This is a genomic window from Wolbachia endosymbiont (group B) of Melanargia galathea, assembly GCF_964030625.1.
Lineage (GTDB): Bacteria > Pseudomonadota > Alphaproteobacteria > Rickettsiales > Anaplasmataceae > Wolbachia.
On sequence record NZ_OZ034910.1, the window covers coordinates 1,264,109 to 1,278,590 of the forward strand.

Here is a 14,482-nt window from a genome sequence, read left to right on the forward strand (position 1 = left end):
CTTATTCTAAGTTTTTATTGGTAAGAAACCAGTGTCAGCTACTTGGATGACAAGAAGGGGATAGCACTGGGATGACAAAAAAGGAGGCTACTAGTATAAAGGGGCAACGGTTTAGATCGTTTTTAACTATTTGCCTTTTTTCTATGCAAGAAGTGTATTGATAAGTCCATTACAATTCAGTATTGTGAAAAATATAAGTCAAGTGTTAGTTAGGACATGGGGATTTTTTTTCAATTTTTGGGTAAGGTGCTAGGTAAGGTTTTTCCTGCCAAAATAGTAAGCTCTTTTTTAGGAGTAGGATATTTACCGGGTTGGCAGCATTATTGGTCTGCTTTTCTAATATTATTTATTACCGACATTATATTAATGCTTACATACGGAGGTGATTTTATACTATATAAAATGCCGAATTCAGGCATAGTTGTAGCTGCTATTTTTACCAAGCTAGCAATAGTTATGTTAGTGCTGCAATTAGTTGGCATATCTATTTTTCACACTCAAGATCCTTCAGCTAGCAGTGATGAGAATATAGTAATACAAATAGCATCAGGACAGGTGCTGACTGTTGCGCTTTCGATGCCGGCAATAATGTCAATTTATTATATTGTAAGTAAATTCTATCTAAGTATATGTAAAGCAATACTTCAATGTCCATTTTGGTTTAATGATCTTATGCATTTGTTCTTTTTCTTTATAATACCTTATTTATTTTTTAATATTGTAGAAGTAATAAAACCATGGCCGATAAGTACGATACAGCTTAGTTATAACAATGCAATATCAATCACATTTGAAGGGATTTTTCATGTGTTTTATGCAGTGATTTTATTGTACTTGACTGCATTTATATTCTGCGATCTGACTATGCATGATGCGATTGTTTTAAATAAAAGCATATTTGAGTATGTAAAAGAAAGTTCAATAGCCTTGAGTGACTATTTCCATGGCACTATTAAAAAAATAAGTATAGAATAGTACTTATTTGCTTATGTATTCAGTTTAAAAGATATACAGTTTGCGTGAATCTACAGGATATAATAAAGGGATTACAAGATTTTTGGGCAGATGAAGGGTGTACTATACTTCATCCATATACGTCTGAAGTTGGAGCTGGAACACTACATCCCGCAACAATCATGTCAGCGATTGACGAAAAATCAACAAAAATTGTGTATCTACAACCAGTAATCAGACCTGCAGACGGACGCTATGGCGACAACCCTAATCGTTTATATCAGCATCATCAATACCAAGTTATAATAAAACCATCTGGCAGCAATTTGCAAGATATTTACTTAAATAGCTTAAAAGCTCTTGGTGTATCGACAAAAGAATATGATATTAAGTTTATTGAAGATGATTGGGAAAACCCAAGTGTTGGCGCATCCGGTCTTGGTTGGGAGGTTACATGCAACGGAATGGAAGTAACACAACTTACTTATATACAGCAAGTGGGAGGTATTGACTGCAGAATAATTCCTGGTGAAGTAGCATATGGGTTAGAGCGTTTAGCAATGTGCATACAGGGTGTAGATAATGTTTACGACATAATGTGGAACGATAATGGTGTAACTTATGGAGATATTTTTAAACAAAGAGAGCGAGAGTTTTCTTACCTGGCACTTGATTATTATGATACTAAAGTAGTACAACAGCAGTTTGAGGATACAGAAAAACTGTGTAAATTCCTTGTTGAAAAAGAATTGCCGATAGCAGCTTATGACCAATGTATTAAAACGAGCCATCTACTTAATCTACTTGATGCAAGAGGTGTGCTTGGTGTGAATGAACGTACAGCCTATATTGGTAGAGTGAGAGAGTTAACAAAAAAATGCTGTGAATTATATAGAGCAAAGTAGAATATGTTGTCACAATTATTGTTTGAATGTCTTTCAGAAGAAATTCCATCAAGAATGCAGAATTCATCTGCAGCTCAGGTTAAGAGCTATATCACTAATGCTTTTAGTAAAAATAATGTGAAATTTGCATCTATAGAAGTTTATGTGACTGCACGTCGCATTGCTCTTTTTATTGATGGCATAAGTGCTTTAGAGCTAAAAGATTCTAACAATGAAATTAAAGGACCAAGAGTTAATGCACCGAAAAGTGCTATCGAAGGTTTTTTGAGAAAAAATCGGAAAGGTGAAGAAGATTTACTCATTCGCAAAGTAAATGATGAAGATTTTTACTTCATTAAGAGAGAAAGCTGCTTATTTAACATCAACGGGTTTCTCAAAAATCAACTGGAGGAAATGCTAAAAAACTTTTCTTGGCCAAAGAGTATGAGATGGAGTGAAAGAAAAGAGAGATGGGTTAGGCCAATTAAAAATATTCTATGTATTTTAAATGACGAAATAATACCTATATCTTTTGCAGGGGTTACAGCATGCAACGTGACGTATGGTCATAGGTTTCTTTCAGGTGATGCAGTACTTACTGTTAAAACACCCAAAGACTATTTTGAATTGTTAGAAAAAAATAATGTCATTCTCCAGTTGGACAAAAGAAAGCAATTTATACTAGATCAGATTAATAAGTTTACAAAAGAGGAGAACTTACAACTTGAAAAAAATGATTATTTACTTAATGAATTGGCAGGGCTTATAGAGTGGCCAATAGTATTATTTGGTAAAGTAAAATCATCAGAATTACCGAAGAAAGTAATACTTAGTATAATTAATACGCAGCAAAAGTATCTTGCTTTAAGTGATGGACAGAAAATATCACATTTTGTTACTGTTGTAAATGTTAACAACAATGAAGTTGTCAAAGGCCATGAAAGAATATTAGAAGCACGTCTTGCTGATGCCCAGTTTTTGATATCTCAAGACAAGAAGGAAAACCTAGATTACTATGTCAAAAAATTGAGCTCTATTTCATTTCATGCTTCGCTCGGTAGCGTAGAAGAAAAAGTGAAGCGTATTATCGCTCTTTCAAAGTATATAGCGATATTTATTCCACATGCTTCATTAATTAAAGTTGAACGTGCTGCATATTTAGCAAAGGCAGATCTTGCAACGTTGATAGTGAAAGAATTTCCGGGATTGCAAGGAGTAATGAGTGGATACTACGCTTCTTATTTTCAAGAGGATAAAGAAGTAGTGGAAGCTATAACTGAGCACTATAAGCCAATTGGATCGGACCAAGAATGCCCTAGATCTCCTACTGCGATTGCTGTAGCTATTGCAGACAAAATGGATAGTTTGGTTGGCTTAATTGCAGCAGGTGAGAAAATCTCTGGTTCGTATGATCAGTTTGGTTTGCGTAGAATGACAATTGGTATAATTAGAACAATACTTGAAAATAATTTGCATATTCCAATTAGATTGCTGATAGATAAGTCAGTATCTTTATGTTCAAGGCTTCTATTGAATAAAAATATAACTCCAGTTGATAAGCCAAGTGAAAAACAAATTTTAGAACTAGTATTTAAATTCTGCTTAGAAAGGTTCAAGATTATTTTAAAAAATAGAAATATAAGGCAAGATGTTGTAGATTCAATACTATATAAAGTCGATATTAATGATCTGCTGAAAGCGGAAAAGCAAACTGTGATATTGGATCGTTATCTTAGTACAAAAGAAGGTGAACAGGTTCTAAGCACTTATAAAAGAGCCAGTAACATGATGAGCAAAGTGAGAAAAAGTGATGGCACTACTTATAATGCATCTTACAGTAAGAAGTTTTTGATTGAAGATGAGGAGATTGCGCTATCAAATTGTGCTATAGCTGCTTGTAAAAACATCAAACAAGCGATAGAAAATAACGACTTTAATACAGCGCTTGATGAACTTGCTCGTTTTGCTCCATTTATCAATCAATTTATGGACAGTGTAAAGATTAACTGTGATTCTAATGAGCTTAGAATAAACAGGTTATCTTTGCTTGCAAATGTTGTTTCTACCTTTCATTTAGTAGCAGAGTTTAACCTTATACAGGTTAAACAATTGATAAATGCTCAGGCAATATAAGGAACAAATCAAATCATCTCCACAATCCTGTGGCGTTTATAAGATGATTGGAGATAAGAGTAAGGTTTTATACATTGGTAAAGCAAAAAACTTGAAGTCGAGATTATCTGACTACCTTCAATTCGAAAACCTTTCTGAACGAATCAGAGTAATGATCTCACAGGTTATTAAGGTTGAAATATTCATCACTGAGAATGAAATCGAAGCATTGCTTCTTGAAGCACAGTTAATAAAATCGTTAAAACCATCTTATAATATTTTGCTTAGGGATGGAAAATCTTATCCTTATATAACAATTTCTAAGCATGATTATCCAAGAATAGCGAAATATAGAGGTAAGTTTAAGAAGAATGAGTTTCATTACTACGGCCCTTTTCCATCTGCTGCTGCTGTTAAGAACACTATATTATCATTGCAAAAAGCTTTTCTCTTAAGAGTATGTTCAGATCAATATTTCTCTTCAACAAAAAGACCATGTCTTGAGTATCAAGTTAAGCGCTGTTCAGCACCATGCGTAGATAAAATTACAAAAGATGATTACTGCAAATCAGTAAAACAAGCACAAGATACTCTGCTAGGAAGGAATAAAGAAGTGCAAAGACAGCTATTTTCTACAATGGAAAAGTGCAGTAGGGAGATGAACTACGAGCTTGCTGCTGTCTATAGAGATCGATTGAAATTTCTTCAGCAAATTCAAATGCAGCCAATGGATTTTTCTTTTGAAGAAGATGCAGATTTCTTTAGCGTTGTACGTGAGGCAGACTTAGCATGCATTGGTGTACTATCTTTCAGAGATAAAGGTAACTATGGAAGCATTCCTTACTTCATTGAGAATTGTAGTGATCATTCAAATGATGAAATTTTATCCACCTTTTTGGTCAATTTGTATAATCCAGTTAACACACCACCAGCGCAAATTTACGTTCCCGATTTTATTAAGGATAAGGAAATTATAGAACAAGCACTTTATGCTCTTACTCAAAAATCAATAAAAGTTTTGCATGCGAAAAATAGTAAAGAACGTGATTTGTTGAATTTTATTTACAATAATTCTCAGCATAGTCTAGAACAGAAGCTTACTGATTATAGAAATAACCTAGAAAAGCTCGAAGAGCTTAGGAAGATTTTCTCGTTACCAAATATTCCAAAGCGTATCGAGGTTTATGATAATAGCCATATATCTGGAAATCAACAAGTTGGTGTGATGATTGTTGCAGGGCAGGAAGGTTTTTTAAAAAGTGAATACAAAAAATTTACTATAAAAGAAGAAATTTCAGGTGATGACTATAAAATGATGAGAGAAGTGCTGACTAGACGTTTCTCTGGCAATATAAAAGATATAATCCCTGATTTTTTACTGATTGATGGCGGTCCAGGACATGTTTCCATAGTGCAGAATGTGTTGGAAATATTGAATATAAAAGTTCCTTTTGCTTGTATGGCAAAGGGTCATGATCGTAATGCAGGAAATGAAAGATTTTATGTGCCGGACAGAGAAGAATTTACTCTAGCAAGTGACAGTAAGGTCATGCTTTATTTACAATTGCTGCGTAATGAAGCTCACCGTTTTGCGATAACTTCGCATAGAAAAAAACGCGATAAACAGTTTTTTGCTTCACAATTAAGTGAAATATCCGGTGTTGGCAGTAAAAGAAAGAAGGCACTCATGTCTCATTTTGGTTCTGTAGAAAATATAAGCAAAGCTTCTCTAGCTGAAATTCAAAACGTACCTGGAATTAGTAAAGGTTTAGCAGAAATCATTCTTCAACACGTGAATTCTAAGAAAGGTACTCCTAAATAGGTACTCTAAAATTAACCTTTATTTCTTCTTAATAAGACATAAAAAGCTCCTTTGCCACCATGTTTTTTTATGGCTTGCTGATAGTATAAGATCATATTTCGAACTTTTGTGTCATTCAACCACTTATTTAAGCTATTCTTTATAGTGTCTATTTTATCTGTACTATTACCATGCCCCGTAATTACCAATAAGCACCTATTCCTTGCTTGATAATTTTTGATAATAAAATCTATCAATTTACAATAAGCATTATCTATACTATAGCCATGCAAATCGAGTTTATCGCTTATAAAATATTTGCCCCTATCGATCTTTAATTTTGTATTGTAGTCAAGACAAAATGATGAATCACCATTATCAGTATTAAGAAAATTTTCTTGTAAACTAGAGGCACCTTTATCAATCATAGATTTTATATTTACTTTGTGATCAACTTTCAAAGTAACTTTTCCACATTCTATTGGCTTAACATTTTTTTGCCAATCTAACTCATCATCTGACATAAATTCATTAATTGAACTGCATAATTTTACAACAATATATAAACACAGTAAAATATTGCTTATTCTATAAAAAACTGATTTTCAATAATGAGATGAAATCATCAAAAGCTAATGAAAACTGTTGGATATATGGAAAGCACACTTGTATTTCAGCATTAAGAAACAAAAATAGGCGGTGTATAGAACTGTTAGTAACAGAAAATTTCTACAGAGAATTTGAGAAAGAAATTAAACAATGTGCAGATAGTAAGGGCATTAAACCTCGACTGGTAGAGAACAAAATGTTCAATGATGTTTTACCCAAAGGTGTCAATCATCAAGGAATTGCTTTAAAAGTTGCTCCTATTTTTCACAGCTTAAATATCGAAGAAATAGCTGAAGGTTCAGGTGACAGCTCTACTATAGTCATTTTAGATCAAATTACTGATACACACAATATAGGGTCGATTTTAAGAACCTCAGCTTGTTTCAACATTGATGCACTGGTTTTACCACATCACCATTCACCGAGCGAAAATGCATCTATCGCAAAAGCAGCAAGTGGAGCACTGGATATTGTTCCTCTAATATACGTTACAAACATAGTAAAAACGATGGAGTCTTTAAAAAAGATAGGCTACTGGTGTTATGGGTTTGATTGCAATGCAAAGGAAAATATAGATGAAATAAAGAATTTTGGGCAAAAAAGAGTAATTATTTTTGGTTCTGAAGAGAAAGGAATGCGGAGATTAGTGAAAGAAAGTTGTGATTATCTTTTAAAAATTCCAATGTCAAACGTAATTGATAGTCTAAATGTTTCAAACGCAGCAGCAATAGGACTATATTCCATTTACATTAAAACAAAAATCACTGCAAATTAGTTGCAATAAAACAAGGATGTCATTCCAGCATGTGATACTGGAATGACAACAGTGAATGACATCTTGCGATGTCATTCACTAGCACTTACATTACCAATCCCAAGAAAGAGGTGAACTTGAATCTGTTGGAATCTCGAAGGATGGCTGTGACACTATCTCTTTTATCTCATTTTTAAGCCATTCGCTACCATCTTCTCCAGCTTCTTTAATAGCTTTCTTGAAACTGCTCTCTAGTACAGCTTTAGCAGCTTCAGTGACGTTACCATTACCATTTATAGCATTTCCTATTGTAGTTAACTTAATTAACTCAGCGTTTAAGTCAGCAGGCATCTTATCAGTCTTAGCCTTTATAGCAGTGACATCAGCTCCTAAGGTATCTGTAATCTTATCAGTCTTAGTTTGTATTGCAGTAACCTTATCTCCTAAATTAGCAGAATTTGTAGCAGTTTCTATAGCAGTTACTTTAGCTGTTAAGTCAGCTGGAATAGTATCAGTTTTAGCCTTTATAGCAGTAACATCGGCAGATTTAGCTAAAGGAGCTAGTTCAGCAGATTTAGCTAAATTACCTAACTCAGTTCCTAAATCAGCAGGCATCTTATCAGTCTTAGCCTTTATAGCAGTGACATCAGCTCCTAAGGTATCTGTAATCTTATCAGTCTTAGTTTGTATTGCAGTAACCTTCTTTCCTAAATTAGCAGCACTTGTAGCATCTTTTATAGCAGCAACATCAGCAGTAAAGGTATCTGGAATAAATACAGTCTTAGCCTTTATAGCAGTGACATCAGCTCCTAAGGTATCTGTAATCTTATCAGTTTTAGTTTGTATTGCAGTAACCTTGTCTCCTAAATTAGCAGCATTTGTAGCAGTTTCTATAGCAGTTACTTTAGCTGTTAAGTCAGCTGGAATAGTATCAGTTTTAGCCTTTATAGCAGTGACATCAGCTCCTAAGGTATCTGTAATCTTATCAGTCTTAGTTTGTATTGTAGTAACCTTATCTCCTAAATTAGCAGAATTTGTAGCAGTTTCTATAGCAGTTACTTTAGCTGTTAAGTCAGCTGGAATAGTATCAGTTTTAGCCTTTATAGCAGTAACATCAGCAGATTTAGCTAAAGGAGCTAGTTCAGCAGATTTAGCTAAATTACCTAACTCAGTTCCTAAATCAGCAGGCATCTTATCAGTCTTAGCCTTTATAGCAGTGACATCAGCTCCTAAGGTATCTGTAATCTTATCAGTCTTAGTTTGTATTGCAGTAACCTTATCTCCTAAATTAGCAGAATTTGTAGCAGTTTCTATAGCAGTTACTTTAGCTGTTAAGTCAGCTGGAATAGTATCAGTTTTAGCCTTTATAGCAGTAACATCAGCAGATTTAGCTAAATTACCTAACTCAGTTCCTAAATCAGCAGGCATCTTATCAGTCTTAGCCTTTATAGCAGTGACATCAGCTCCTAAGGTATCTGTAATCTTATCAGTCTTAGTTTGTATTGCAGTAACTTTATCTCCTAAATTAGCAGAATTTGTAGCAGTTTCTATAGCAGTTACTTTAGCTGTTAAGTCAGCTGGAATAGTATCAGTTTTAGCCTTTATAGCAGTGACATCAGCTCCTAAGGTATCTGTAATCTTATCAGTCTTAGCCTTTATTCCTGATATCAGATCTGTTCCGACTTGAGTTTTTATGGTAACTAAGTCAGCGCTTAAGTCAGCTGGAATAGAATCAGTCTTAGTTTTTATTGCATCTACATTAGTTCCAATACCTAATAATGTAGCAATTGCACCTCCAGTCATGAACTTTGTTGCTGTAGCACTGTAATCTATTTCAGCAGCACCATTAGGTTCATACTTAAAAGTGTTGAAAACATTAGTAGCATTGTCTACACCAAAGGTATACTTATTCTGTGCAGCATCTTCATAAATTATGCTTTTAATGTTAGGGGATGGTACATTTGCTCCAGAGTTGTCTTTAAAAGTTAAACTAGCCATATCACTTTCCGTTAATTATAAAAACCATAATGTGCATGAAAATAATATAAATTCCGTAAATACTAGATTTTGCATAAGATTTCCTTGAAGCTTTTCGCTTCAGAATTCTTCTCTTGTGATCTAAGTATGTAGCAGACGATGTCATCCTAGTAGCCCCTTTGGTGTTATTCCAGTGCTTGACACTGGAATGGCTTTGTTGCACAGCTCTTCGGATAGTGGGTAATGTATAATAAATTCATGAAGCTATATCAAACTTAGCCATGCCTATTTCAGTAAATTTGTTAAGCAAATAACACTTGAGTAGCAGTTCCTTCTCACGATTAATCTCAGATTTATTCCTAAAACTAAATCCAAATATTTGCTTCAGTCGCGAGAAAAAACTTTCTATATAAGATCTCTTCCAATAATTTATCTCTTTTTTCCACCTCTTCATACCATCTTCATCATATGACTTTATGAGCTTGATTGTAGAATTTCTCTCATTCATATAATCCAACTTTGGATGCTCTACTGCATTATTTTGCGGAGGAATCCTTGTCTTTATGTCAAGCTCATCGCACAGTTTGTATAACTTCTTTCGATTATATGCCCTATCTGCATATATCGTGCTTATGTTATACTTGGTATCCACTCTTTCAATAAGATCACAGGCTCCATAGTGGTCGGAATAAACTCCACTACTGTATTTTGCAGCTATAACTTTTTTACTACCTATCTCTAGCATTACATGTAGCTTTCTTGTTTGCTCATAGCGGCGATACTTTCTATCTGTACCATTTGCCTTACTATGGCCTGGAATATTATTGTAGATGCTGATACCTGTACTATCTATAGCAATTTCAATATCTTCCATATCGTTCTTATCAACTCTGCAGTCGTTGATTTTGATATTAAGCTTTTTAAACCTTCTTGAAGCCTGCGAATAGCTGATAATTTGCAAAATTTTCCCTATTTGCTCAAGATATTTCTCTATAAATCCCACTGTTTGCCTAAGACCAATCCTGAATAGATAGGTTATTATGTGAATTAGAATCACTACTTTGTCGCTGTAGACATTGTTGCCACCTGCTACTTTTGGACTATTTTCGTACCAATTTTCAATGGCATCGTTGATATAATGAAAAACATTTCCCCTTTCTTGAAGAAATTTGTTATATTCATTGCAGTTACTGACTTTCATTCTTATTGGCATATTTTTCCTTTGTCGGCTAAATATCTATTTTATAACAAATTCCATCAGTAACTGCCTGTTCTTTCCTTGAGTGGTGCAACAAAGCCCACTGGAATCCATTTTTCCATCATAAGAAACGTTGATTACTTTTATACTAGCAAATTTAACTGGATGCCAGTGTCTGGGCATTGGAATAACAAAAAGAGGGCAGGGCCCTCCTTATATATTAGATATAGGCTGAGTTATGATCGTGATAAACGTGATCGCTTGCGCAGTCGAACATTTTCACAAAACCATTCTCTAGATAGAGATTATATTCATGATGTTGATCTAATAACTCAAAGTTATCTTGTGTTTCTAAGCTGAAGTGACTTGAATCTGATAGCAATTCGTAATTTGGATTATCTATTTTACTAATGCTGCTTATTACTTTGCCATTACCATTTGATATAGCCAAACTATAACTATCACCATCCTTCATTATTTTGATGGATACCTTATCTTCAGGTAACACTATAAGCTTTTTCGTGTCACTATCGTGAATTAGAAATTTGCCATCTTTAAAGTAATACTTGTCTTCCGGCAAAGCACCAATCTTATAATCCGATGTATGCAGTTTGTTCCAAAAATCTAACACAGATTGCTTATCTGCTCCTTCTGCTCTATTATACAAGGCTTTCACATCATTATAATCTATGATTACATTTGCCTTATGCTTTCCTTCTACATCTCTATCATAGCTCTTTTCTATTTTCAAGATTGTGTCTTTCAACACTACCTGCTCTTTCTCCTCCACTGAAGCTGACCTTTTTGCCCTTGTTGGAATTTGTGGTTGATCAGACTGTATTTCACTGTTGTCGTTTCTCTCTTCAGCAACAACATTAGTAGTACTATGAACTTCTGTCTTAGTTTCACTTACTTGCCCTTTTGGACTTTCGGTTTGTTTCTCTTTTGTGAATATTCTCTGATAGTCCGTGTAGCCTCTGTTAGTATCGCCGATATCGCCACTGCCTTGATCGAAAGTTATTTTTTTGCTTCCATTTCCCATATTCTCAATTTCAACTTGAGGAGAAACAGATGCGAGGAAATCATTATAGCTGTAGTTATAATCAGCAGAAAAGAATATTTTTCCTTTGAAGTTATGGAAATTATTAGATAACATTCCTATTTCTTCATCAGTATCACCATCAAATAGTTTTACTTTAGTGAAATATCTTTGATTGTTGATTCTCACTATTTCACCACTCGAGTTTCTTTGTATCTGATAATCATTTGGATCATGTTTAATGGTAAAAAGTTTACCAGGGGCATATTTTTCTAAGTTTATAAGGCCCACATTTATATGTTTATGAGAATAATCTCTCTTTTCATATTCATGTGCAAATACTGGGTTGATATATTTGTATTCTTCTGGTATAGTATTACCTTGAGCATCATACCTATATTCATTACCACGTTCATCAGCTGGCACTAATTTGTATCCTTCATCCTTTTGCACTAACTTTAGATGAGTAACTTCTTCAGGTAACTGATAGCGTACATTTTTTCCGTGATCATGAATGAATAAGTTACTCCCATTTACAACTTCACCTCTTTCATTTTTCATCTCTTCAGTGATATAGAAGCCCATATTTTTGAATGCATGTAGATTTTCGCCTCCTTGCTTTACAACCGCTTCGTATACATCGTCGTCTGTTCTATCAGTCCCTTTATCATCCAATAATGTTCCTTTTTCTACGATTACACCGCTTTCTCTTTGCTCATCAGAATATTGAGCATGCTTTGAATCCTGATGATTTAGAATTTTGGTCCCTCTAAGAAGCAGAGAATCTAAATCTTTTTGAATGTGTCCAGTGCTAGGATGCAACAATTCATTTTCATGTAAATGTGCTTCATCAAAGTATTCATCACGTTCAACTGTTCTGCCATCTATCAGAGAAGCTTTATAATGACCATTTTCTTTTGTAATAGCCATATAAGCACCACCGTCATATTGAGTATTCAAGTTGTGCAATATGTCCTCAAAAACAAAAGTTTCTTTAGTTTGACCTTCAACTTGCTTAAAAAAGCCCGATTCGCTCGACAACTCTCCAAGCTTTGTATTCCCATCATATATAGATAGTGCACCCATATCTCCGTGACCAAGAGCTTTGATAGAGAAAACTTTACCTTCTTGTAGATTAATATGAGCACCTCTGATTAGGTTTGGATCGATATTAACCATCTCTTCTAACATCTTTTCTACGTCAATGTTCTGAGTTTCTTTTACTTGTTTCAAGCCAGCGTTTATGGTTTTATCAAGCAAATCATCTTTCAGTTGTGTATATTTGTCCTGTGTAGCATTATATAATCTCTTACCTTCATTATGATAATTAGTGCTGGCTGAATTGCATTTTTCTACAAATTTCTCATAAGAGATCTCTCCTCTTTTGTATTGCTCGTATGCATCATGACGCTGTGTTTCTTCCTGTTCACGCAGGCTTTTCAACACATCATTATATTTTATATCCTTCTGCTTATCTAAGTCTTCTTTCCCATCATAGTAAGATTTTCTAAGATCTTTACCATGTTTTGATAATATCCTCAAAGCTTGCATTTTATACTCTTGACTGTTTTGATATTCATTACCTTGTTGGTCAGAGTAAGTTAGTTTATCCTGTCCATCAGGAGTTTTTACTACCTTTAAAAAATGATATTCCTTTGATATATCGAGGTTATCATTTGTTGCCCTATTAATAGCACGAGCAACATCATAAAATGCAACATGTTCTACAGGAGAAAAACTTCCAACGTTTTCTCCATCTATCTTTTCTATATTTGCTTTATAGTAGGATATGTTTTTAATTTCTCCACCCACTATTTCTTGACCAGTTGCTATAAAATCTCCTTTTGTAACTTGCAAAGCGTTGAGATGTTCCATTGCAGTTTCTGTATCATTCTCAGCAAGCCAATTTTTGAAGTTAGCATCATGTCCTTTTATGTCTTTCAAGAAACTTTTTGATTCATCTGAGTTACCTTGACGTAAAGCATCTAGGTAGTCTCTTAATAAACTAGGATCTTTTTCCTGTAAGTACATTATCAACGCATGACCAGTTTTATACACTAAACTGTTTTCTTCACCATTGGCTGAGTATTGTAAATTTAAAATTCCACCTAGATCCAAATTTGTGGCTTCAGTTTTATCAATGCTTGACCCTTGAGCATTGAACTTGTGATCTGAATGATGTTCAAAGTAATCTGCAATTCCCTCCATTAATACTGTAGGTAGAGATTTTCCTCCTGTAGCCAAGTAAGTTAAACCATGTGCAAATTCATGCTGAAGGTTATGAACGCCACCTTGCTGATAGACATACATCTCAGCAAAAATATCAGCTTCTCCTTTGTAGTAACATTTACCACCTTCATCTCCAAGGTAAGAACCAAAACGTTCGCTTCCACCAAGGTGAGTGTAATCAGCCTTATCATCAAACACATAAATTTTGAATGTTTGTTCTGAGCTACCAGGCTCCAACTTAAATGCATCTTTAAAATTAGTAGCTGTTTCTCTTATCTCACTTTCAATGTGAGCAACTTTACTTGCTCTTAAATTATGAGAATAAACTTCTACTTTAATATTTAAATCTTTAACTTCTATGATATGCTTATTATTAAAGTATTCTTCTTTAGTTATATTTTTGTTTACTTGTTGATTGATTGTCATAATTCTAACCTCTAATTTATTAGCCTTTACAATATCAAGCATAAAGTGACTCATCTGAAAAAAACGTAAATTCTCATATTGGTATAATTTATATCTTAATAAAAAAGTATAGATAGTTAACTTAATATGCAACATTTAGAATGTGGCTAAAATTCTATAGCTGACCTTAGGTGGCTGCTAACAAGTAACGGAATTATAAATATTAAGAAATTTATCAATTTTAAAAAAGGCAAAAAAATCCCTATGTAGCGAGTTTTGACCCTATAACAATGTAAATTGGCGTTGTAATAATGTGCTAACAAGCGCGATTTGGCTGAATGTAGAAAAAATAAAAAAGACATGCAGCCGCTATAATTTTTATGTAATTTGCCAATAAATATCTGAGTTTTTTACTGAATTTTTGTTGTTGAACCCGCGCGGATCAAAAACAAGGATAAATACTCTTATTGGTATGATAAGGAAAGTGGGAAGGTTTGTCAAGGAATTTCATTCAACAAGA

9 protein-coding genes are annotated in these 14,482 nt (G+C 34.0%); 5 read left to right on the plus strand and 4 right to left on the minus strand.

Annotation, left to right across the window (positions count from 1 at the left end; translation table 11 throughout):
• Nucleotides 1–216 precede the first annotated feature (216 nt).
• The 4 genes from AAHF52_RS05805 to uvrC are packed head-to-tail and all read left to right on the plus strand — an operon-like array spanning nucleotide 217 to nucleotide 5,772.
• Nucleotides 217–975, plus strand: coding sequence for a phosphatidylglycerophosphatase (locus AAHF52_RS05805; protein WP_264376723.1), 759 nt, complete (start codon nucleotides 217–219; stop codon nucleotides 973–975).
• 44 nt (nucleotides 976–1,019) lie between these two features.
• Nucleotides 1,020–1,859, plus strand: coding sequence for a glycine--tRNA ligase subunit alpha (locus AAHF52_RS05810; protein ID WP_007302494.1), 840 nt, complete (start codon nucleotides 1,020–1,022; stop codon nucleotides 1,857–1,859).
• 3 nt (nucleotides 1,860–1,862) lie between these two features.
• On the plus strand, nucleotides 1,863–3,971 hold the full coding sequence (gene glyS / locus AAHF52_RS05815; RefSeq protein ID WP_007302493.1) for a glycine--tRNA ligase subunit beta: 2,109 nt from the start codon (nucleotides 1,863–1,865) through the stop codon (nucleotides 3,969–3,971).
• Nucleotides 3,955–5,772 carry an excinuclease ABC subunit UvrC gene (uvrC, locus tag AAHF52_RS05820; RefSeq protein WP_012481994.1) on the plus strand — a complete coding sequence of 606 codons (1,818 nt, stop codon included), beginning with the start codon at nucleotides 3,955–3,957 and terminating at the stop codon, nucleotides 5,770–5,772. Before glyS ends, uvrC begins: the two co-directional genes overlap by 17 nt.
• An 11-nt stretch (nucleotides 5,773–5,783) precedes the next feature.
• On the opposite strand, the gene AAHF52_RS05825 is transcribed toward uvrC, so the two are convergent.
• Nucleotides 5,784–6,275, minus strand: a complete 492-nt coding sequence (locus AAHF52_RS05825; RefSeq protein ID WP_007302491.1) for a Smr/MutS family protein — start codon at nucleotides 6,273–6,275, stop codon at nucleotides 5,784–5,786.
• Between the two features lie 92 nt (nucleotides 6,276–6,367).
• On the opposite strand from AAHF52_RS05825, the gene rlmB reads away from it, so the two are divergent.
• Nucleotides 6,368–7,135, plus strand: a complete 768-nt coding sequence (gene rlmB / locus AAHF52_RS05830) for a 23S rRNA (guanosine(2251)-2'-O)-methyltransferase RlmB (RefSeq protein ID WP_007302490.1) — start codon at nucleotides 6,368–6,370, stop codon at nucleotides 7,133–7,135.
• Between the two features lie 90 nt (nucleotides 7,136–7,225).
• Here rlmB and AAHF52_RS05835 read toward each other — a convergent pair whose 3' ends face one another.
• The 3 genes from AAHF52_RS05835 to AAHF52_RS05845 all read right to left on the minus strand — a co-directional run bounded on the left by AAHF52_RS05835 (nucleotide 7,226) and on the right by AAHF52_RS05845 (nucleotide 13,983).
• Nucleotides 7,226–9,112 carry a hypothetical protein gene (locus AAHF52_RS05835; protein ID WP_264376724.1) on the minus strand — a complete coding sequence of 629 codons (1,887 nt, stop codon included), beginning with the start codon at nucleotides 9,110–9,112 and terminating at the stop codon, nucleotides 7,226–7,228.
• Between the two features lie 235 nt (nucleotides 9,113–9,347).
• A complete protein-coding gene (locus AAHF52_RS05840; RefSeq protein WP_213863789.1) occupies nucleotides 9,348–10,304 on the minus strand; it encodes an IS5 family transposase in 957 nt (318 codons plus the stop codon).
• A gap of 205 nt (nucleotides 10,305–10,509) precedes the next feature.
• Nucleotides 10,510–13,983: a peptidase M2 gene (locus tag AAHF52_RS05845; RefSeq protein ID WP_342068399.1), complete on the minus strand. Its 3,474-nt coding sequence runs from the start codon at nucleotides 13,981–13,983 to the stop codon at nucleotides 10,510–10,512.
• Nucleotides 13,984–14,482 lie beyond the last annotated feature (499 nt).